This window comes from Streptomyces sp. GbtcB7 (genome assembly GCF_019091445.1).
GTDB classification, from domain to species: Bacteria; Actinomycetota; Actinomycetes; order Streptomycetales; family Streptomycetaceae; genus Streptomyces; species Streptomyces mirabilis.
In genome coordinates this window covers 161,801-183,035 of record NZ_JAGXJM010000010.1, presented here as the reverse complement: position 1 = coordinate 183,035, position 21,235 = coordinate 161,801, and the positions used below count along the sequence as shown (strand labels likewise).

The window sequence follows — 21,235 nt, the reverse complement described above, 5'->3', positions numbered from 1 at the left end:
TCCCTCCCATACGGCCGGAGGGAAGAGCCGCCATCGAGGCGGAGCGTCGCCTGTCGCCGCCTTACGTGTCGATGGCTCGCCCTGTGGTCGAATGCGGGCGTGTCCCTTGACGCCATCGATGCTGTGAACTGGTCGGCGATACCCAACCCGACCTGGCACCAGTGCGACGATCCTGAGCGTGTCGCTCACGCGTTGCGACTGCTGACGGTGTCCAGCACCGCCAACCAGACAGGCGACGCGGCGGCCCTTCTCGCCGGCGGTGGCTTCGTCTGCGGCCACGCCGCCATGGTGTTCCCGGCAGCCTACGCAGCCACTCCGATCCTGCTGGACCTCGTCGAAAACGGCCGACGGCGGCGTATCAAGGACGCGGCCCTCGGGCTGCTGTCCGAGGCACTGGACTGTTTCCCGGCCGCCGGCCACAACCGCGTGGACACTCCCTATGGCATCGACATCCCGCTCTGCTGCGCCATAGCGCGGCACATACGCGACCATCACAGTGCACTGCTCGCCCACGGACGCGGCGGCAAGAGCCTCCTGGCAGAGGCGGAGCGTCACTGGCGACTGACCGTCGAGGAGACCGAGCCCCAGTCCGATGGCACCCTGATCGCCCTCGCCGTCCTCGAAGGCGCACCCTTCGACACACCGGCCGAGGCCGAACCGCACACACCGCCGTTCATGCGACCCGCTCCGGCGGTCCGTGTCGACGCCCTCATGACCGATGCCTCCGGCGCCACGTGCGTCCGACTCACGCAACCCCCGTCCGGCTCGCTGTCCGCAGGATCCACTCTTTACCCGGCTGAATGCGGCCGCCGCGAACACTGAACTCGGGCCGACACGTGTGTTCACGACTGCCGCACACAACGTCAGGGCGCGTACTGGCACACCGTGATCGAGCCGGTGGGAACGCCGCTCTTGGTGCCGCAGCCGATCTTCCCGTACCTCTCGCTGATCATGTTGTAGTAGTGACCCCATTTCCGGTAACCGGGGCTGTCGGTGTCGTGGTTGGGGTCGGCGTCGTAGGCGCTCTTCTCCGCGGCCCATTGCCCCGTGGCCTGGGTCGCAGGAGCGGAGGATATGTTTTCAGCGGCGTTGCTTATCGGGCCGTGGTGCAGGCTGCCGCCCTCGGTGGATGCCGGGTTGTCGGCCCAGGCCTGGGCCGCATTGGCGAGCGAGTCGTCCCAGGTCAATGGCGACTGGCCGGCCTGCTGGCGCACGCTGTTGGTCTCGGAGACGATGGCGTGTTGATCGGAGGGGCTGACCTCGGAGACGGTCGCGGAAGCGCCCGTCGTCAGTATTGTGCCACCGGTCAACAGCGCCGCCGCGACGATGGTCGCGGCGCGACGGTGCAGCAGAGTGGGGTTCTTCATTGCGACTCCCTGGTCGCACGGAAGACAGCAGCGCCGAGAAGGCCTGCTGGGGAGTGTCGGCGTGGAGCACGGCCGCCACGGAAGCGAGCCGCACCGCCGACTCATGCCGTGGCCAGACAGCCATCGGCGACAAAGTGGTCTCGTCGGCGGCCGCATGACCGCATTCGGTACGACAAGCCTATGCCTGGGGTGCCCGTGCAGCGACCGGAGACACAGCGACACGGGGCCAGGGATCGTGGGTTCGCATGCCCCCGTGGCGAGGCGTCACCGTCGGGGGCGCGGTGAAACGTCCAAGTTGTAACTCGGGTGCGGTCGCGGTGAGTTCAGTGGGTACGGCATTCAGTCCGGCTGGCGCGTCACGCAATCGTCCCGTCCCGAGCCCCAGTTGGCTTCGAGTGATCGCAGGCTCCCGACCCGGATCTCGAACTCGGCCGAGGCTCAGCCGTGCCAGACGGCTCGGACCTCTTCCGCGTACTCGGCCGCCTGGCGTAGGCCTGCCTGGGCCGCGCCCGGAATGCGGGACGCGTCCAGCGCGTTGCGGCCGAACGCGCGGCGGGCCGCTCGGTCCGGGACCAGCAGGGCGGCCCGGGTACCGCCCGCCTCGAGGGCGGCCACCTGATCGAAGGCGCTCGGGGTCGCGCCCGGCACGTCGGGGATCGGGGCCAGGACCACAACCCGTCGGCAGTCGTGCGCCAAGTCGGCGTTGGTCGTGGAGCGTACGCCCCCGTCCATCCAGCGGCCCGCCCCGATCGTGATCGGCGGGAACAGCGGTGGCAGTGCGCACGTGGCCGACATCGCCGTCACCAGGTCGACGCCGCTGTCGGCGCTGAAGCCGGTCGGTTCGCCGGTGAGCGCATCCACCGCGAACAGCCGCACGGGCCGCTCCGGCCAGTCCTGAACCGGCAGTTGGGGACGGATCGCGTCGAACACGTCGGCCTCCGTCACGTCGCGCACGTTCAGGGAGAGCCGGCCCAGCCGCTTGACCACGGTCGCCGGATCGCGCGAACCGAGCGCCGCCCACAGGTACTTGACCGTCATGAAGAAGGTGAAGTCCACCTCCATCATGGCTCGCTTCCGGGCGACCTGTACCTCGTACAAGTCGGCGGGCGCCGCTCCTGCGGCCAGTTCCACGGCGAGCAGCGAGCCGGCCGACGTGCCGGCGAGCACGTCGGCGCCGCCGAGGTCCAGCCCGGCGTCGGCCAGCCCCGCCAGCATGCCGACCTGCCATGCGTACGCGGTCAGGCCGCCCCCGCCCAACACCAGCGCCGTATCCGCCACGTCCACCCTCCCCACTAACGGGGACTGATCCCCGTTTCTTGCCTTGACGCTAGCACGTAACCGGGGAGCAATCCCCATTTCCGCGCAGCACCCAATCGCAGCACCCAATCGCAGTACCCAATCGCAGTACCCACACGAGGTGGCCGACCATGAAGCGACCGACACGGATGCGCCCTGAAATAGGCGGTTATGGGCTGATCCTGCTGACATAGTGCGGCCATGGAGATCCACGACCCCCGGCAGCCGCATCAGTTCCGTCGCCTGTGTGGCCTCCGCAGCCTCCGTGGACCCCATGGTCCCCGTGGTCTCCCGGGACTCCGTGGTCTCCCAGGCCCCCGTACCCGCCGTACGGCGCTCCTCCTCGCCCTCGCCGGCGCCGTCGGGATCGGCGGTGCCGTCGTCCTCGTCGGCGCCCTCCCTCACGGAGACCACCCCTCCCCCGCCCGCCCCGGCACCCTCGCCACCACCGCCCCCTCCAGCACCACCCCCTCCGCCGGATCACCCGGCGCGGCCCCCTCCCCCGGTGCCCCGGGTGTCGGCGACCCGCTTCTGCCGCTCGACGGCAACGGGGGGTACACGGTCAGCCGCTACACGCTCGCCTTCGACTGGCGGGCGCCCAGGACGCGCTTCGACGCCAGTACGACCATCAGCGCGAGCGCCACGCAGGCCCTGTCCCGCTTCGACCTCGACTTCGCGGGCAACACGCTGCACTCGGTCACCGTGGACGACGTACCGGCGAGGACCGTGCGCGACGGAGACGAGCTCGTCGTCACGCCCGCGAAGCCGATCCCCCAGGGCGGCGCGTTCACCGTGCGGGTCGCCTACACCGCCGACCCGACACAGCGAAGGCACCGCGGCGACGCGATCGGAGACTACGGCTGGGTGCCCACGCCCGACGGCACCGTGCTCTATCCGCAGCCCGACGGGGCCAAGATGATCTTCCCGACGAACGACCATCCGAGCCTGCGGGCGCCGATCACCTTCCTCATCACCACTCCACCGGGTGTCAGCGCGGTGGCCAACGGGCGGCTCGTCGAGCGCGCCCCGCGGCCCGACGGACGGGTCCTGTGGACGTACGACTCCGAGCAACCGGTCGCGGCGCAGCTGGTGCAGATGGCGATCGGGAAGTTCACGTTCGTCGAGAGCACCGGTCCGCACGGGCTGCCCGTCCGGGACGTGGTCCCCGGTGACCTGGTCACCGAGACCAAGGCCTATCGCTCGCTCACGCCCGAGCACCTGGCCTGGCTGGAACAGCGGCTCGGCCCGTACCCCTTTCGCCGTTACGGCGTGCTGGTGGGGGACACGGACCTGCCGGTGGCGCTGGAGACGCAGTCGCTGTCCCTTGTGCCGAAGGGCGACCTGCAGGGTGACCGGGTCGACGCCGAGCGCGACCTCGTGCACGAACTGACCCATCAGTGGACCGGCGACAGCGTGGCCATCCGGCGGTGGTCCGACCTGTGGCTGAGCGAGGGGCACGCCCGTTTCTACGAGCGTCTCTACTCCGAGGCGCACGGCGGCGACAGCATCGAGTCCGCGATGCGGGCGGCGTACGAGCAGCACGACCAGTGGCGTCACAACGAGGGGGCGCCCGCCGAACCCCGCACCGAGGCCGCCCTGTTCAAGCAGGTGCGGTACGACGGCTCGGCGCTCGTGCTCTACGCCCTCCGGGAGAAGGTCGGTGAGGGGACCTTCGAGAAGATCGAGCGGTCCTGGGTGACGAAGTACCAGGGGCGGGCGGCCGGTACCCAGGACTTCGTCGCGCTCGCGTCCGAGGTCGCGGGCGAAGACCTGAAGCCGTTCCTGACTCCGTGGCTGTACGGGGACCGCACCCCGCCCATGCCGGGACACCCCGACTGGCGGGTGGACCCGGTCCAGGACTGAGCCGTCACCTCCCCCGTAAGAGGGGACTCCCGCGCGCCCCGTACGACGGCACTCCCGCGCACCCGTACGACGGGACTCCCGCGCGCCGCGGCGCGCTCGCGCCGACTCCCCGCCGGGGCGGACGTTCTGCCGCCGACCGGGTGGCCTCTGCCGGGTGGCTGGGCCACACCAGTGACGCTTGGCGCGACGGGGCGTGTCGGGCACGGAAACGTACGGGGGGTGATGCAGAGGGCAACTCCTTTGTCCTGATTGCGACGAGCATGATTGGAGACCCTTGCGATGAGAAGACGTGTCGCCCCCCGTGTCCCCAACTCCCCACGTGAGCACCGCCGTACAGTCCGCATGACCGCCTCCGCGGCGCTCCTGATGCCGCTGCTGGCCGGCCCGGCGGCGTGCGCCGGCGGGACATCGGCCGACCGCCAGCTTCAGAACGTCTTCACGGACGCCGCGAACGAATACCACGTGCCGCGCAGTGTGCTTCTGGGCGTGTCCTACCTGCAGTCGAGATGGGACGCCCGGCCGGGCACCCCGAGCGTCCTCGGCGGCTACGGGCCGATGCACCTGGTCGACGCCCGCCGGGCCGAGGCCAGGGGCAAGTCCCCGACACCGGCTCCGTCGGAGTCGCACCGCGGAGGTGCCCAGCCGCCCGCGGCCGCGGCGGGGCCCTCGGCCTCGCCCGGGGCGGCGGGCTCCCCGGGCGGACGCTCCGCGCAGCCCGCGGACCTGCGCCGGGCCGCCGGCCTGATCGGAGCCCCGGTGGCACGGCTGCGCACCGACGCCGCCGCCAACGTACGCGGAGGTGCGGCGCTCCTCGCGGAGACACAACGGCAGCTCGGCAAGCCTCTCAGCGCCAACCCGGCGGACTGGTGGGAGGCGGTGGCACGCTTCCCGGGGACGGGCGACACCGCGTCGGCGGCGGAGTACGCGAACAACGTCTTCGCGGTGATCCGCAAGGGCGCGCACCGCACCACCGACTCCGGACAGCAGGTCACCCTCCCCGCCAGCCCGGGCGTACACCCCCGCACCCCTCACTCCCAGGCGGCGCGGCGGCCCAAGGAGGTCGAGTGTCCCGCGGGGCTGACCTGCGACTGGCTCGCCGCGCCGTACGTCGAGTACAACGACAACGGCGACTACGGCAATCACGATCTGGCCGACCGGCCCAGGGACCAGAAGATCGAGTACATCGTCATCCACGACACGGAGGCGGACCTGCCGTCCATGCGTCAGACCGTGCAGGATCCGACGGAGGCGTCCTGGCACTACTCGATCCGCTCCAAGGACGGCCACGTCACCCAGCACATCAGGACCAAGGACGTGGCCTGGCACTCCGGGAACCAGTTCGTGAACGCCCGTTCGATCGGCATCGAGCACGAGGGGTTCCTCAGACGGCCCGACGCCTGGTACACGGAGCAGATGTACCAGTCCTCGGCCAAACTGGTGCGTTACCTGGCGAAGAAGTACGACATCCCGCTCGACCGGCAGCACATCTTCGGGCATGACAACGTGGCGTCGCCGACCGCCTCGAGCATCCCCGACATGCACGACGACCCCGGCCCCTTCTGGGACTGGCGGCACTACTTCGATCTCCTCGGCGCGCCCCTGCGTGCCACGGCCGGGCCCGACAGCGACCTGGTGACCGTGCTGCCGGACTTCGCCACCCACAAGCCGCTGTTCACGGGGTGCACCAAGAGCGGTGTGAAGTGCGCGCCGCACGGCTCCAGCGCCGTCCGCCTGCACACCGAGCCGGACGAGCACGCGCCACTGATCCAGGACCCGGGCCGGCGCCCCGACGGCGAGGACTCCACGGAGGACGTCAACGACCTGGGGTCGCGCGTCTCCGCCGGCCAGACCTACGCGGTCGCGGGACGCAGTGGCGACTGGACGGCGATCTGGTATCTGGGCCACAAGGCGTGGTTCAAGAACCCGAAGAACCATCCGACGGCCGTCGGCGCGAGCGGCCGGTTCGTGACTCCGAAGGAGGGCTTGAGCGAGATCCCGGTGTTCGGGCGTGCCCTCCCGGAGGAGGAGGCCTACCCGGAGGGAGTGGAACAGCAGTCCGAGTCACCGCTCCCGTACACCCTCCTCGCGGGCCAGCGATACGTGGCACAGTCCCGGCCCGTCGGTTCCTACATCGACAGGTCGACCTTCAGCGACACACCGAGCCTGGTGGTGACGGGGCGCGAGGAGTACTACGAGATCCAGTTCGGCCACCGGATCGCCTACGTCCGCGCGAGCGACGTGGACCTGGTGCGTGTACCCGGCACGGAGAAGGCGCCATCAGGACATGCGGCGCCCCCTGCTGGGCAGTAACGCGGTCCCGGTCCGAGCCGGAGGCGCCCACGCGGTCGCGTGGGCGCCTCCGGCTCAGGCATGTATGGGGTACCGGGCGATTCAGGCATGCATGGGGTGCCGGGCGGATCAGGCATGACAGTGTGCCGGGCGGCTCAGACGTGCTGGGGTGCCCGGCGGCAGTTCTCATCGTGGACGCCCCCGCGCCCTCTCCTCGCGCCCGTGAGCGGCCGGAGGCCCGGCCGCGCGCCGCGCCCCTCCTCCACGTCTCCACAACTTTCCACGTCCTCACAACTCTCCACGTCCCCACAGATCCCCGCCTGCCCAGAGTCCTCCGCGTCCGAGTCCGAGTCCGAGTCCGAGTCCGAGTCCGCGTCCGCGTCCGCGACCCCGTCGGTGGCGTCCGCCCGCCGTTCCGGAACAGGTACACGCCACTCGTACGCAGTAAGGCGAATCCCGTGCGCAACTCCTCGCCGGCCCGTCGGGCGGGATCGTGGACGAGGAGTGAAAACGGGCGGCGACCGCTCTGTGCCGCGGGCATCGGGCGTCAGCGGCGAGAACCCCCTGACGCCGTCGAAGGCCAGTGCCATACCGACACGATCCGGTTCGAGTGGCAGCCCCACGGATGGGCGGCTAAGACTGAGTCAACGGTCTTGTGACCGGGCCGGTTTCGTGACCGGACAACAGATCCCGACCTCATGGCTTCCGGATTACTCGCTCCGGCCATCGAAAAGCGCGCGTACAGGGCGTCGACCGTATTGGCAGGCGGCGTTCGAAAGTTCCTCAAGGAGCTCGTATGGAGGAGAAGTCCGTCGAAGTCCTGACGCCTGGTCCGGGTGAATCCGCACTCGACAAGCGTGGGTACACCGGACCGAAGAGCGGCATCGAGAAGGAGCTCGCCGAGGTGTTGGCCGGCGTCATCGACGTCGAACGAGTATCGGTCGAGAGTCACTTCTTCAACGACCTCGGCGCCAACTCATTGGTGATGGCCCAATTCTGCGCACGGATCAGGAAGCGGCCGGATCTCCCCTCGGCGTCGATGAAGGACATCTACCGGCACCCGACGATCCGAAGCCTGGCGACGGGTCTCGCGGACGCCGAACCGCTTCCGGCCGAGTCGTCGATTCCGGCGCCGGCCACGGTGGTGACGCGGGCCGGGACGGCGCGGTACGTCCTCTGTGGAGCGCTTCAGTTCTTGTTCTTCATGGGATATTCATTCCTCGCCGGAATTGTCGCCGACCGGGGCTACGGATGGGTGTCCGCAGGCTCGAACGCGATTGGCATCTACCTGCGATCGCTCGTATTCGGCTCCATCGGTTTCGTCGCTCTGTGCACCTTTCCGATCGTGGCCAAATGGATTCTCGTCGGCCGGTGGAAACCGCGCGAATTCCCGATCTGGGGACTGACGTATCTGCGCTTCTGGACGGTCAAGGCGCTGATCCACGCCAACCCGATGATCTTCTTCGTCGGCAATCCCCTGTACGTGCTGTACCTGCGCGCCCTCGGCGCCCGGATCGGCAAGGGGGTCACGATCCTCTCCCGCCAGACTCCGGCCTGCCCCGACCTGCTCACGATCGGCGCCGGAACGGTGATCCGCAAGGACTCGTTCTTCCACTGCTACCGGGCGCACGCAGGGCGTATCCAGACCGGCCGGGTCACCCTGGGCCGGGACGTGTTCATCGGCGAGAAGACCGTGCTCGACATCGACACGGCGATGGGCGACGGGGCGCAGCTCGGCCACACGTCCACGCTGTACAGCGGCCAGACGGTCCCGGACGGCCAACAGTGGCACGGATCCCCGGCACAGCCCACCGAACACGACTACGTGAGGATCGAGTCGGCCGCCTGCGGCACACTGCGCCGGGTCGGCTTCGGTTTCGTCACCCTGCTTCAGGTGTTCTTCGTCTACGTGCCGCTGATGGTCGGGGGCGCGTACATGCTGATCGATCTGATTCCGGCGCTGCACGACCGGCTGGGCCCGGGGTCGGTGGGGTTCACCTCACCGGGTCTCTACGGCGACGCGCTGGTTCTGTCCTTCGTGCTGTTCTTCGGCTTCGTCGTCTTCGGCCTGGCCGTGCTGTTCACCGTTCCGCGCCTGCTGAACCTGGTCATCAAGCCGGACAAGGTCTATCCGCTGTACGGCTTCCACTACTCGACGTTCCGCGCGATCGGGCGCATGACCAACATCAAGTTCTTCAAATGGCTGCTCGGTGACAGCTCCTACATCGTCTACTATCTGCGCGGCCTCGGATACGACTTGTCCCGGATCGAACAGACCGGATCGAACTTCGGTACGGAAGTGCAGCACGAGAGCCCGTATCTGTGCTCGGTCGGCAGCGGCACGATGGTCGCCGACGGGCTCTCCATCGTCAACGCGGACTATTCGAGCTCCTCTTTCCGGGTGTCCAAGGCCTCGATCGGACCACGCAACTTCATCGGGAACAACATCGCCTATCCGTCGGGGGCCAGGACGGGCGAGAACTGCCTCCTCGCGACGAAGGTGATGATTCCGCTCGAAGGCGAGATGCGCGAGGGGGTGGGCCTGTTGGGCTCGCCGTGTTTCGAGATTCCCCGGTCGGTCGAGCGCGACTCACGGTTCGACCATCTCCGCAGCGGCGAGGAGTTCCGTCGCAGTCTCGCCGCAAAGAATCGTTACAACATCCGCTCGATGGTCCTGTTCCTGACGGTGCGGTGGATCTACTTCTTCGTCCTCACGGTGGTCGCTCTCGCCGATGTCGATCTGTACGACTCCTACGGTCATGTGCTGATCGCCGCGTTCCTGGTGTTCAGCCTTGCTTTCACGCCTTTCTACTTCGTGCTGGTGGAGCGCTCCATCGCCGCATTCCGCGGGCTGCAACCGCAGTTGTGTTCCATCTACGAACCGTACTTCTGGTGGCACGAGCGCCTCTGGAAGGTGCCCGAGAACTACCTCAACATCTTCAACGGGACCCCTTTCAAGAGCCTGATCTGGCGGATGCTGGGCGTTCGGATCGGCAGCAGGGTCTTCGACGACGGCTGCCACCTGACGGAGCGGATGCTCACCACCATCGGGAGCGACTGCACGCTCAATGCGGGAAGCAAGATCCAGTGCCATTCGCAGGAGGACGGCACCTTCAAGTCCGACCGCAGCACGATCGGCGCCGGCTCCACGCTCGGTGTCGGCGCCCATGTCCACTACGGCGTGACGATGGGCGACGGCGCGGAACTCGCCCCCGACTCCTTCCTCATGAAGGGCGAGGAAGTCCCGGAGCGCGCCCGGTGGGGCGGAAATCCGGCGGCCGAAACGCGCGAGGCCCCCTATCAGCCTGCCGCGCTGACGTACGAGGCACAGCGTGACCGCTCCGGCCTGCAGGCCCAGTCAAACGGGAAGATGCGATGAGAGTGCAAGTGGAAGCCGATCGGGAGTTCTGGCGCGGTCAGCTCGTGGCCGGTGGGTTCACCGCGGTGCCGCGGTGGACGCCCCGGCCGGTGGCGGGCGTCGCCGACCACGAGACGACGGTCCCGGAGGACGTCGCGGGACCGTTGCGCGGGCTGGCGCAGGACCTGGCGGTACCGCTCGACTCGGTGCTGCTGGCCGCGCACGCCAAGGTGCTCGCCGCGCTGTCCGGTGAGCACGAGGTCGTGTCCGGCTATGTCCCCGCCGACGGCGGCCGGCCGTTGCCCTGCCGGCTGACGACCGAACCCCCGACGTGGCGGACGCTGCTCCTGAACGCCCATCAGGCCGCGTCGGAGCTGTTGTCGCACCAGGACTTCCCGGTCGACGACCTCAGGCGCGAACTGGGCCTGACCGAACCGCCGTTCGAGGCCGTCTTCGATCCGGGCGGTGTGGGCGGTGACCTGGCCGAGGACACCGTGGTGTGGATCGGGTTCTCGTGGCGGGACGGCCGGCTCGTGCTGCGGCTGCGGTACCGGACCGACGTACTCGACGCGGACTGCGCCGCCCGGATCGCCGGTTACCACGTCACCGCGCTCGCCCTGATCGCCGTCGGTCCGGATGCCGAGCACGGACGGCAGGGCCTGCTCTCCGCCGAGGAACTCCACTTCCAGCTCGAAGGGCTCGCCGGACCCCGCCGGGACCTGCCCGACCGCCGGATGCACGAGCTGTTCGAACAGCGGGTGCGGGAACACCCGGACGCCGTCGCGGCCGTACACGGTGAACGGCGGTGGACCTACCGCGAGCTCAACGCCCGGGCCAACCAGCTGGCACGCGCGCTGCTGGCACGCGGGCTGCGCCGGGAGGGCGTGGTCGCGGTGGTGACCGAACGCAACCTGGACTGGCCGGCCGCCGTGCTGGCGGTCTTCAAGGCCGGGGGCGTGTACCTGCCCATCGAGCCGCACTTCCCGGCCGGTCGCATCGCCACCACCCTCACTCGCGCCGGGTGCGCCCTCGTGCTGACCGAGCACGGCAGCACCACCACCCTCGACCAGGCCCTGGAGTCCCTGCCCGGGATCGAGAAGGTCCTCATCGACGCGGCCTACGCGGAGGACCACGCCGACGACGACCCGGGCGTGCCCGTCGCACCGGACCAACTCGCCTACATCTACTTCACTTCCGGCTCCACGGGTGAGCCGAAGGGCGCGATGTGCGAGCACGCGGGGATGCTCAACCACCTCTACGCCAAGATCGACGACCTGGAGCTCGGCGAGGGACAGGTGGTCGCGCAGACCGCGCCCCAGTGCTTCGACATCTCGCTGTGGCAACTGGTGTCCGGGCTCCTGGTCGGCGGGCAGACCCTGCTGGTGGAGCAGGAGGTGATCCTCGACGTCCAGCGGTTCGTCGACAAGATCGTCGAAGGCCGGGTCGCCGTCCTCCAGGTCGTGCCCTCGTACCTGGACGTCGTCGTGTCCTGTCTGCGGCAGCACCCCCGCGAGCTGCCGGACCTGCGATGTGTGTCGGTCACCGGCGAGGCGTTGAAGAAGGAGCTCACGCAACGCTGGTTCGCCGTCCAGCCCGGGATCAAGCTGGTCAACGCCTACGGGCTGACCGAGACCTCGGACGACACCAACCACGAGGTCATGGACCGGGCGCCGGACCGCATCCTGCTCGGCCGCGCGGTCAACAACGTGCGCGTCCACGTCGTCGACGAACACCTCACCCCGGTGCCGCTCGGCGCCCCCGGTCTGATCGTGTTCTCCGGCGTCTGCGTCGGCCGCGGCTACATCAACGACCCCGAGCGCACCCGGCAGGCCTATCTGGCCGATCCGCACCATGAGGGCGCCCGGCTCTACCGGGGCGGCGACTACGGCCGCTGGCAGCCCGGGGGCAAGCTGGAGTTCCTCGGCCGCCGGGACACCCAGGTCAAGATCCGTGGCTTCCGGATCGAGATCGGCGAGATCGAGAACACCCTGTTGCGGGTGCCGGGGGTGCGCGACGGCGCGGTGGTCGTCGCCGAGCGGACCGATCAGAGCAAGCACCTGGTGGCGTTCTACTCGGGCCCGCGGGCCCTCGACGACGACGTCCTGCCGGCCCGGCTCGCCGAGTCGCTGCCCGAGTACATGGTCCCGTCGGCCTTCCACTGGCGCGAAAGCCTGCCGCTGACCGCCAACAGCAAGATCGACAGGAAGACCCTGCAGGCGCTCGCCGGAGAACTCGACGTCGTCCAGGACGACTACCACGCGCCGAACACACCGACCGAACACCGGCTGGCGGCCGCCTGGGCGAAGGTCCTCGGCGTCCCGCAGGACCGGATCGGACGCCGCGACCACTTCTTCGACCGCGGCGGCACCTCCCTCTCGGCGGTGAAGCTCGCCATCACCCTGGACCGTGCGGTGTCCCTCAAGGACGTCACGCGTCACCCGGTCCTCGCCGACCTGGCCGCGCTGGTCGACGGCAGGTCCGAGCGGCGCCCCGGGCTGCTGCACCCGCTGTCGGAATCGGACGACGCGCGGGGCGGGGCCCTGGTGTGCTTCCCGTACGCCGGCGGCAACGCGGTGAACTTCCAGCCGCTGGCCAGGGCGCTGCCACCCGGCGGGCCCGCCGTCTACGCCGTCGAGCTGCCCGGTCACGACGTCGCCGCCGACCGCGAACCGTTCGCACCGATGACACACGTGGTCGAACAGGTCGTCGACGAGATCGTCCGGCGTGGCCTGACCAGGATCCTGCTGTGGGGCCACTCCTCGGGCGCCGCGCCGGCCGTGGAGACGGCCAGAAGGCTCCAGGAGCGCGGGGTGGACGTCCAGCGGGTGTTCCTCGGCGCGCAACTGCTCGGCGACGCCGCCCGGCGGCGCGCCGCCATCGACGAGCTGACGGAACTGAGCGACGCCGAGATCGCCGCAAAGCTGAGCGCGGCCGGCGGCTACACCGAACTCGGCGAGCTGGACGCGCGGCACGCCGAGCACGTGGGCGCCGCCTACCGGCACGACTGCGTGTCCGCACACCGCTGTTTCGCCGACCTCCTGGACAACCCGCCGACGCCGAAGCTGTCCGCTCCGGTCACCGTGGTCGTCGCCGCCGACGACCCGAGCACGGCGGACCACCCGCACCGCTACCGCGACTGGCAGCTCCTGGCCGAACAGGTCGACCTGCACGAGCTCGCCGACGGCGGCCACTACTTCCCGCGCACCCGTCCGGCCGAAGCGGCACAGGCCGTTCTGCGCGCCGCCGAACTGTTCGCTCCTTCCTGAGCGACAACTGACCAGTGACAACCGACGACTGACAACTGACAACTGACGGATGACAACCAACGAATGACAACCGACGAGTGACCGACCCGAGTGACAACCGACTGAGTGGCTACGGAAAGGAAATCGAGATGTCGTCCACTTCCACGGCGTCGATGGTCGACGTGGAACTGCAGCCCGGCAGACCTCCGCTCCTGCGGCCCGAGGTCACCGGTGGCGCGGCGGGCTGGGCAGCCGCGCACCGGGACGCGCTGCGCGCCGTCGTCGCCGAGCACGGCTGCGTCCTGGTCCGCGGTCTCGGGCTGCGTGACGCGGCCGAGACCGGTGCCGTCTTCTCGAAACTCGGCACCGGCCTGATGACCGAGAAAGAGGTCTTCGCACCCCGACGGACCTACTCCGACGGCGTGTACTCCTCGACGAAGTGGCCGCCGAACCAGCCGATGTGCATGCACCACGAACTGAGCTACACGCTCGAGTTCCCCGGCCTGATGATGTTCGCCTGTCTGAGCGCGCCCACCGACGGCGGGGCGACCGCGGTGGCCGACGCGCCGACCGTGCTCGACGCGCTGCCCGCCGAGTTGACCGAGCGGTTCGAGCGCGAGGGCTGGCTGCTCACCCGCAGCTACAACGACGAGATCGGGGCGTCCGTGGCCGAGGCGTTCGGCACCGAGGACCGTGGTGCCGTCGAGAGCTATTGCCGCGCCAACGCGATCGCGTTCGAGTGGGAGCCGGACGGTGGGCTGCGCACCCGACAGCGCCGCAGCGCCGTGGTGCGCCACCCGGTCACCGGCCGCCGCTGCTGGTTCAACCAGATCGCGTTCCTCAACGAGTGGACGATGGCCCCCGAGGTGCGTGAGTACCTGATGGACGTCTACGGGGCCGACGGGCTGCCGTTCAACACCCGCTTCGGCAACGGCGACCCGATCGGCGAGGACGTCGTGGAGCTGCTCAACAGCGTCTACGAGGCCCACACCGCACGCGAGCCGTGGCAGGCCGGCGACCTGATGCTCGTCGACAACATCCGCACCGCGCACAGCAGGGAGCCCTTCGAGGGACCACGCGAAGTGCTCGTGGCCCTGGCCGACCCGGTGCGTCTGACCGACTGCTCCCCGACCGTCGAGGTGACCGCGTCATGACCACCACCCGTTCCACCACGTCGGAATCCGCACCGGAATCCGCACCGAAGTCCACTCCGGCCGCGCCGATCACCGTGCCGCCGTTCGCGGTGATCCCCGGCTCCCAGGTCCAGCGCGCGCTGCGCGGACGCGAGAAGCAGATCGTGGAGTTGGTCGAGGCCACCTACCGGGTGCACGGCGCCGGTGACTCGGTGAACCCGCCGTCGTACTTCCTGCGGTTCCCCGACCGCACCTCCTCCCGGATCATCGCGCTGCCCGCCTCGATCGGCGGGGAGGTGCGGGTGGACGGCCTGAAGTGGGTCTCCAGTTTCCCGGAGAACGTGCGCGCCGGTATCCCGAGGGCCTCGGCCGTACTGATCCTCAACGACCATGTCACCGGCTACCCGTTCGCCTGCCTGGAGAGCTCGATCATCAGCGCCACCAGGACGGCCGCGTCGGCCGCCGCGGCCGCCGACCGGCTCAGCCGCGACCGGTCGCGACCGACGCGGGTCGGCTTCTTCGGGGTAGGCCTGATCGCCCGGTACATCCACACGTTCCTGGCCGCCACCGGCTGGTCGTTCGACGAGATCGGCGTGCACGACCTGTCCGCGGACAGCGCGGCGGGCTTCCGGTGCTACCTGGAACAGTCGGGCGGCACCGGCCGGATCACCGTGCACGACAACGCCGAGCAGCTGATCCGGGGCAGCGACCTGGTGGTCTTCGCCACGGTCGCCGGGCAGCCGCACGTCGGCGATTTGTCCTGGTTCGAACACAATCCTGTGGTACTGCATGTGTCGCTGCGCGACCTCGCGCCGGAGATCCTGCTCGCCTCGACCAACATCGTCGACGACATCGAGCACTGCCTGAAGGCCGACACCTCGCCGCATCTGGCCGAGCAGCTCACGGGCAACCGGGACTTCGTGCACGGCACGTTGGACGACGTGATGGCCGGGCGGGTGACCGTGCCGGCGGACCGGCCGGTGGTGTTCTCACCCTTCGGCCTCGGGGTGCTCGACCTCGCGGTCGGCAAGTACGTCTACGACGAAGTGGCCCGCTGCGGCGAACTGCACGTCGTCGACGACTTCTTCCACGAACTGAGCCGGTACGGATGAGCCGGCCTCGACCCCGGGCCGCAGAGAACAGCGGCCCCTGACGCAGGGCCCTGTCCGACCCGGATGGACACGGCCTCCCGCCCGAAAAAGCGAAGAAGCCCGCCCACGGTCGGACGGACATTCCGAAAGTGCTCTGCTCCAGATTGAGGAGACCGTCGTGCCCGTCATTTCCGTTCCCCAGGCCTTCAACGAAGAGGATCTCTATGTCGACCTCCGGGCGATCATCGGGCACTCGCTCTTCCTGAAGTGCGAGGGCTTCAACTTCGCCGGCTCCATCAAGATGAAGGCCGCCCTCGAGATGGTGGAGGCCGCCGAGCGGGACGGAGTTCTGAAGCCGGATTCGATCCTGGTCGAGTCCTCGTCCGGGAACCTCGGCGTGGCGCTGAGCATGATCGCGGCGAGCAAGGGTTACCGGTTCCTGTGCGTGACGGACTCCCGCGGCAACCTGTCGACCAGGATGATGATGGAGGCCCTGGGCAGCCAGGTGCACATGATCGCCGGCCAGCAGGAGAGCAACGGCGGCTATCTCGGCGCGCGGATCGAGTACGTGCGTGCGCTGTGCGCCTCCGACGACCGGTATGTGTGGCTCAGTCAGTACACCAACCCGAGCAACTGGAAGGCGCACTACCGCAGGACGGCGCCGGAGATCGCCCGTCAGTTCCCGCAGCTGGACGTGCTGTTCGTCGGGGCCGGCACCACCGGCACCCTGATGGGCTGCGCGCGCTACTTCCGGGAGTGGCACCGGCCGGTGCGGGTCGTCGCGGTGGACAGCGTGGGCTCGGTGTCCTTCGGCGGTCCGCCCGGCCGCCGAATGATTCCGGGCCTCGGGATGAGCATGCGCCCGCCGTTGCTCGACGAGTCCTACGTGGACGAAGTGATACGAGTCGAGGAGAGGGACACCGTCCGTACCTGCCACCGGCTGGCCAGGAGCGGGTTCGTGTTCGGCGGCTCCACCGGCACGGTGGTCAGCGGCGCGACGGACTGGTTGAGCCGGCACGACGCACGCGAACTCACCGCCGTGGCCATCGGTCCGGACCTCGGCGAGCGCTACCTCGACACCATCTACCAGGCCAGCTGGCTGCGGGATCTCTACGGCGACGACGTGCTCAACTCCGAAGAGATCGCCGCCGATTCCTGGGCGCCCTCCCCCACGCCACCGACACGGTGGGGCCGGGCGGTCGACCTCCAGAACGGCGAGCGCAACAAGAACCAACGCCCTCAACTCCAGGACCGTAAGAGCTAGGGCCTGTCTTCGCGGGTGGGCGGGGTCCGGTACGTGCCGGGCCCCGCGGCCCGGGCCGCCCACACCGGTGCGGTACTTCGACGAACTCGGCGGCCACGGGATTCGGTTGTCCGACCAGGGGAGGTATTGGAGGTACGGGAGCGAAATACTGATCACTGTTTTCGGTGACGTTGCCCACTATGTGATGGGGACATCTAGGCAATTCCTACTTTGTCACCGAAAGTTGGGGACGGAAATCCCCACAGAAAGCAATCGCTCCCCATGCGCCGTTCGTCCGACGTTCCCGTACAGCCCCACGCCGTCACCGTCGCCGAAGTGATCCCCGGTGATCTGGTCGCCCTGTCCGAACAGGATGTGGCGGAGAACACCTGGTACGTGGTGATGCACACCCTGCCCGAGACTCCTCACACCATTCGCCTGACATTGCGGCCGCCACTCGGCGGAATTGATCACGACGAGGTATTCGAACGCGGCCACCAAGTGACCACGGCCTGCCGCCGAATGGATGTCGGGGCAATTCCCGAGATCACCTCCACCGACCTCGGCCCGGTGGAATTCCGGGACGGCGACCGCATCACCTCACTGCGCGCCGTGGACCCCCGGGCCGTCGAGGAGTCGTACACCCGCAGATGGGGTCACTGGCACCGGGACCTGGACCGCCGGGCCGAGGATCCCGTCCCCGACGAGGAACTGCGGAACCTGGCCGAACAAATCACCCAAAAGGGGCATATCGTACGGCATTACCCGCGTCCGCGGCGGGCCGCCGAGGCGTACGCACCCCGCCGGGTGGTCGTCACCGGGCTCGGTGCCGTGACGCCGCTCGGTGTCGGGGTCGAGGAGCTGTGGCGGGGCCTGGTCGAGGGCCGGTGCGGGATAAGCGAGTTGGAGGGCGAGGAGTTCGCCGAACTGCCCGTGCGGGTCGCGGGCAGCGTGCCCGTGGACCCCGTCGGACTGCTGCCCCGGCCGCAGGCGCGGCGGATGAACCGGTCCGCCCAGTTCGCGGTGCTCGCCGCCCGGGAGGCCTGGCAGGACGCCGGGCTGGACCCGGCCGGCACGACGGAGAGCGGGCTGGCGCCCGAGCGGGTCGGCGTCTCGGTCGGGGCCATCCTCGGTGACGCCTCCGTGCTCGTCGGCGCCGACCGCAAGCTGCGGGACAAGGGTCCGCGCGCGGTCTCCCCGCTCACCACTCCGATGACCGTGCCCTCGCAGGCCGCCTCCCAGGTGTCGCTCGCGCTGCACATCACCGGCGAGGCCCGCACCGTGACCAGCGCGTGCGCCTCCGGCACCGAGGCCATCGGACAGGCCATCGACCGCATCCGCTACGGCCGGGTGGACGTCGCCCTCGCCGGGGGCGCCGAAGCCGTCGTCACCCCCGCGATCATGGCCTCGTTCGCCGCCATGCGCGCGCTCTCCACCCACGAGCTCGGATCCACCAGCCCCTCCCGGCCGTTCGCCAGCGACCGCGACGGCTTCGTGAACGGCGAGGGCGCGGGCTTCCTGCTCCTGGAGGCCGAGGAGCACGCCCGGGCACGCGGCGCGCGCATCTACTGCGAGGCCGCGGGCTGGGGACTGTCCGCCGACGCCCACCACATGGCCGCGCCCGACCCGTCCGGCAGCGGCGTGGCGCTGGCACTGCGCCGGGCCGTCCACGACGCCGGTGCCCATGTCGTGGACGTCGTCCACGTCAACGCCCATGCCACCGCCACCGTCGACGGCGACCTCGCCGAGGCGAGCGCGCTGCGCGCCGTGCTCGGCGGGAGCGTGCCCGTGACCGCGCTGAAGGGCCACCTCGGCCATCTCCAGGGAGCCGCGGGCGGTGTGGAGGCCGTCGCCACGGTGCTCACCCTCCACCACGGCCTCATCCCGCCCACCATCGGCTGCGACGACCAGGACGACGCGATCGACCTGGACGTGGTGACCAAGCGCCCCCGCCGGCTGCCCGCGCTCGGCGACCTCGCCCTGAGCAACTCGTTCGGGTTCGGCGGGCACAATGCGGTGCTGGCCCTGCGGCGTACGGGGTGAGCCGGACGGGGTGACCCGTACGAGGTGAGCCGTACGAGGTGACGGGGCTCCGGGGCCCGCGGGTGCCCCGGGGCGGTCAGGCCGAGGCGCGCCCCCGCGGGGTGGCCTTCTTCGCGGCCGTCTTCTTCCCCGTCGCCTTCTTGGCGGTCGTCTTCTTGGCCGCTGCCTTCTTCGCGGTGGACTTGGTGGCCGCCGCCTTGCCGGCCGCCTGGCCCGTCGACTTCGCCGTGGACTTCGCGACCGTCTTCTTCGCCGCCGTCTTCCTCGCGGTCGACGTGGACTTCTTCCCGCCGACCTCCTTGGGTGCCGTACGGGCCGACCTGCGGGAGGGCAGCGGGGTGACCTCGGCGGATTCGCCGGTCCGCGCCCCGGCTTCCTCGCCCTCCTCCTCGCCCGTCTCCTCGCCCCGGGACACCTTGGCCGCGCGCACACTCTTCTCCAGGGCGGCCATCAGGTCGAGCACCTTGCCGCCGGCCCGCTCCCCGGCGGGGGGCGCGGCCGGGAGTTCGCCGGACGCCTTGGCGGCGATGAGTTCCTCGACGGCCTCGCGGTAGTCGTCGTGCAGTTCGGTGAGCTCGACCTCGCCGAGGGTGTCCATGAGGGCGTCGGCCAGGTCGAGTTCCTTGTCCCGTACGGTCACACTCGCGTCCGGGGCGACCTCCTCCGTGGACCGGATCTCGTCCGGCCACAGCAGCCCGTGCATGGCGATCACGTCGTCCACCACGCGCAGCATGCCGAGCCGCTCCCGCCCGCGCAGTGCGAACTTCGCGACGGCGACCTTCTGGCTGCGCTTGAGCGCCTCGCGCAGCAGGACGTACGGCTTGGTGGCGGGGACGCCGTTCGCGGCCAGGTAGTACGCCGTGTCCATCTGGAGCGGGTCGATCCGCTCGGCCGGCACGAACGCCACGATCTCGATCGTCCTCGCGGTGGGGATCGGCAGCGCGGCCAGCTCCTCGTCCGTGACGGGGATCAGCGTGCCGTCCGCGTCCTCGTACGCCTTGCCGATCTCACCGGTGGTGACCTCGCGGTCCTCCAGTTCGCAGAACTTGCGGTACCGGATGCGGCCGCCGTCGTCCAGGTGGACCTGACGGAAGGAGATCGAATGGCTCTCCGTCGCGTTCACGACCTTGATCGGGATGCTGACCAGACCGAAGGAGATGGCGCCGTTCCAGATGGATCGCACGTGCGGCACCTTCCTGGTGGTTCTTGCTGACGCGGGTTCTCGGTGACACGGGTTCTTGCTGACACGGGCTCGCGGGGTGCGGTTGAAAGCCAGGCTAGACGGGTGTGCGCGACCTCACATCCGCAAGGGAGCGGCGGGGCGATCTGGGCGCCTTGATGGCGATTTCATGCGACTCTCGTCGTATGACGCCGATCACGGAAGTGGAGGGACGGCGGCTCGCGCTCACCAATCTGGACAAGGTGCTGTACCCCGCGACGGGCTTCACCAAGGGTGAGGTCCTGCACTACTACGCGACGGTCGCGGAACCCCTGCTGGCGCACCTCCACGACCGGCCGGTCTCCTTCCTCCGCTACCCCGACGGGCCGGACGGACAGGTCTTCTTCACCAAGAACGTGCCGCCCGGCACCCCCGACTGGGTCCGGACCGCCGAGGTCCCCCGGACGGAGGGCCCCGCCCGGATGGTGCTGGTCCAGGACCTCCCCTCGCTGATGTGGGCGGCGAACCTCGTCACCGAGTTCCACACGCCGCAGTGGCAGGTGGACGCGCCCGGTCTGGCCGACCGGCTCGTGTTCGACCTCGACCCGGGGGCGCCGGCGACGGTCGTCGAGTGCTGCGAGGTCGCGTTGTGGCTGCGGGAGCGGCTGGCTGTGGACGGGATCGAGGCGTATGCGAAGACGTCCGGGTCGAAGGGGCTGCATCTGCTGGCGACGGTGGTGCGGATGCCGTCCTCGGATGTCAGCGCGTATGCGAAGGAGCTGGCCGTGGAGGCGGAGCGGGCGTTGCCCGCGCTCGTCACGCACCGGATGACCAAGAGTCTGCGGCCCGGGAAGGTGTTCGTCGACCACAGTCAGAACGCCGCGCGCAAGACGACGGCCACGCCGTACACGCTGCGTGCGCGGTCCGCGCCCACCGTGTCCGCCCCCGTCACCTGGGACGAGGTCGCGTCCTGCGGGGACCCGTCCCGGCTCGTGTTCCACGCCGACGACATCGCTCCGCGCCTCCACCGACACGGCGACCTCCTCTCCCCCCTCCTCACCCCGTCCCCCTGACCCAACCAGTCCCTCGCCCCCGCCGCCCCTACCCGTCCCATCCCCCAGGGGCTCCGCCCCTTCAACCCCGCCAGC

The 21,235-nt window shown here is 69.7% G+C and carries 13 protein-coding genes; 10 read left to right on the top strand and 3 right to left on the bottom strand.

The features are described 5' to 3' along the window. Positions 1-99: 99 nt before the first annotated feature. The gene (locus tag KVT44_RS18505; RefSeq protein ID WP_217567886.1) at positions 100-822 is read left to right on the top strand and encodes a hypothetical protein; all 723 of its coding nucleotides are present in this window, start codon (positions 100-102) and stop codon (positions 820-822) included. 41 nt (positions 823-863) lie between these two features. Here KVT44_RS18505 and KVT44_RS18500 read toward each other — a convergent pair whose 3' ends face one another. After that, entirely contained in the window at positions 864-1,367 is a 504-nt protein-coding gene (locus tag KVT44_RS18500; RefSeq protein ID WP_217567824.1) for a CAP domain-containing protein, read from the bottom strand. Between the two features lie 438 nt (positions 1,368-1,805). Further along, complete coding sequence (locus KVT44_RS18495) at positions 1,806-2,645, bottom strand: patatin-like phospholipase family protein (RefSeq protein WP_308314041.1); 840 nt, start codon at positions 2,643-2,645, stop codon at positions 1,806-1,808. A 219-nt stretch (positions 2,646-2,864) separates the two neighbouring features. Here KVT44_RS18495 and KVT44_RS18490 point away from each other — a divergent pair, with 219 nt between their 5' ends. The 8 genes from KVT44_RS18490 to KVT44_RS18455 all read left to right on the top strand — a co-directional run bounded on the left by KVT44_RS18490 (position 2,865) and on the right by KVT44_RS18455 (position 18,928). Next, positions 2,865-4,526 (top strand): M1 family metallopeptidase, encoded by a 1,662-nt coding sequence (locus KVT44_RS18490; RefSeq protein ID WP_302832067.1) that lies wholly within the window; start codon positions 2,865-2,867, stop codon positions 4,524-4,526. A 342-nt stretch (positions 4,527-4,868) separates the two neighbouring features. Then, positions 4,869-6,836: an N-acetylmuramoyl-L-alanine amidase gene (locus tag KVT44_RS18485; RefSeq protein WP_217567822.1), complete on the top strand. Its 1,968-nt coding sequence runs from the start codon at positions 4,869-4,871 to the stop codon at positions 6,834-6,836. A gap of 775 nt (positions 6,837-7,611) precedes the next feature. Further along, the gene (locus tag KVT44_RS18480) at positions 7,612-10,194 is read left to right on the top strand and encodes a Pls/PosA family non-ribosomal peptide synthetase (RefSeq protein ID WP_217567821.1); all 2,583 of its coding nucleotides are present in this window, start codon (positions 7,612-7,614) and stop codon (positions 10,192-10,194) included. Continuing rightward, on the top strand, positions 10,191-13,439 hold the full coding sequence (locus KVT44_RS18475; protein ID WP_217567820.1) for an amino acid adenylation domain-containing protein: 3,249 nt from the start codon (positions 10,191-10,193) through the stop codon (positions 13,437-13,439). Before KVT44_RS18480 ends, KVT44_RS18475 begins: the two co-directional genes overlap by 4 nt. Before the next feature lie 128 nt (positions 13,440-13,567). Then, on the top strand, positions 13,568-14,572 hold the full coding sequence (locus KVT44_RS18470) for a TauD/TfdA family dioxygenase (RefSeq protein ID WP_190172765.1): 1,005 nt from the start codon (positions 13,568-13,570) through the stop codon (positions 14,570-14,572). Further along, positions 14,569-15,663 carry a 2,3-diaminopropionate biosynthesis protein SbnB gene (gene sbnB, locus KVT44_RS18465; RefSeq protein WP_190172766.1) on the top strand — a complete coding sequence of 365 codons (1,095 nt, stop codon included), beginning with the start codon at positions 14,569-14,571 and terminating at the stop codon, positions 15,661-15,663. Before KVT44_RS18470 ends, sbnB begins: the two co-directional genes overlap by 4 nt. A gap of 157 nt (positions 15,664-15,820) precedes the next feature. Then, positions 15,821-16,906 (top strand): 2,3-diaminopropionate biosynthesis protein SbnA, encoded by a 1,086-nt coding sequence (sbnA, locus tag KVT44_RS18460; RefSeq protein ID WP_099920667.1) that lies wholly within the window; start codon positions 15,821-15,823, stop codon positions 16,904-16,906. Between the two features lie 261 nt (positions 16,907-17,167). Beyond that, complete coding sequence (locus tag KVT44_RS18455; protein ID WP_217567819.1) at positions 17,168-18,928, top strand: beta-ketoacyl synthase; 1,761 nt, start codon at positions 17,168-17,170, stop codon at positions 18,926-18,928. A gap of 76 nt (positions 18,929-19,004) precedes the next feature. Here the strand turns inward: KVT44_RS18455 and KVT44_RS18450 are convergent, their stop codons facing one another. Further along, on the bottom strand, positions 19,005-20,120 hold the full coding sequence (locus tag KVT44_RS18450) for a Ku protein (RefSeq protein ID WP_217567818.1): 1,116 nt from the start codon (positions 20,118-20,120) through the stop codon (positions 19,005-19,007). 173 nt (positions 20,121-20,293) lie between these two features. Between KVT44_RS18450 and ligD the strand changes: the two genes are divergently transcribed. After that, positions 20,294-21,160, top strand: coding sequence for a non-homologous end-joining DNA ligase (gene ligD / locus KVT44_RS18445; RefSeq protein WP_190172769.1), 867 nt, complete (start codon positions 20,294-20,296; stop codon positions 21,158-21,160). The last annotated feature ends 75 nt before the right edge of the window (positions 21,161-21,235 follow it).

Coding starts and splice junctions, on each gene's coding strand:
- KVT44_RS18470 (WP_190172765.1), top strand. CDS start 13,568: ATGTCGTCCACTTCCACGGCGTCGATGGTCGACGTGGAACTGCAGCCC.
- KVT44_RS18480 (WP_217567821.1), top strand. CDS start 7,612: ATGGAGGAGAAGTCCGTCGAAGTCCTGACGCCTGGTCCGGGTGAATCC.
- KVT44_RS18500 (WP_217567824.1), bottom strand. CDS start 1,367: ATGAAGAACCCCACTCTGCTGCACCGTCGCGCCGCGACCATCGTCGCG.
- KVT44_RS18475 (WP_217567820.1), top strand. CDS start 10,191: ATGAGAGTGCAAGTGGAAGCCGATCGGGAGTTCTGGCGCGGTCAGCTC.
- KVT44_RS18490 (WP_302832067.1), top strand. CDS start 2,865: ATGGAGATCCACGACCCCCGGCAGCCGCATCAGTTCCGTCGCCTGTGT.
- KVT44_RS18485 (WP_217567822.1), top strand. CDS start 4,869: ATGACCGCCTCCGCGGCGCTCCTGATGCCGCTGCTGGCCGGCCCGGCG.
- KVT44_RS18455 (WP_217567819.1), top strand. CDS start 17,168: ATGCGCCGTTCGTCCGACGTTCCCGTACAGCCCCACGCCGTCACCGTC.
- sbnB (WP_190172766.1), top strand. CDS start 14,569: ATGACCACCACCCGTTCCACCACGTCGGAATCCGCACCGGAATCCGCA.
- ligD (WP_190172769.1), top strand. CDS start 20,294: ATGACGCCGATCACGGAAGTGGAGGGACGGCGGCTCGCGCTCACCAAT.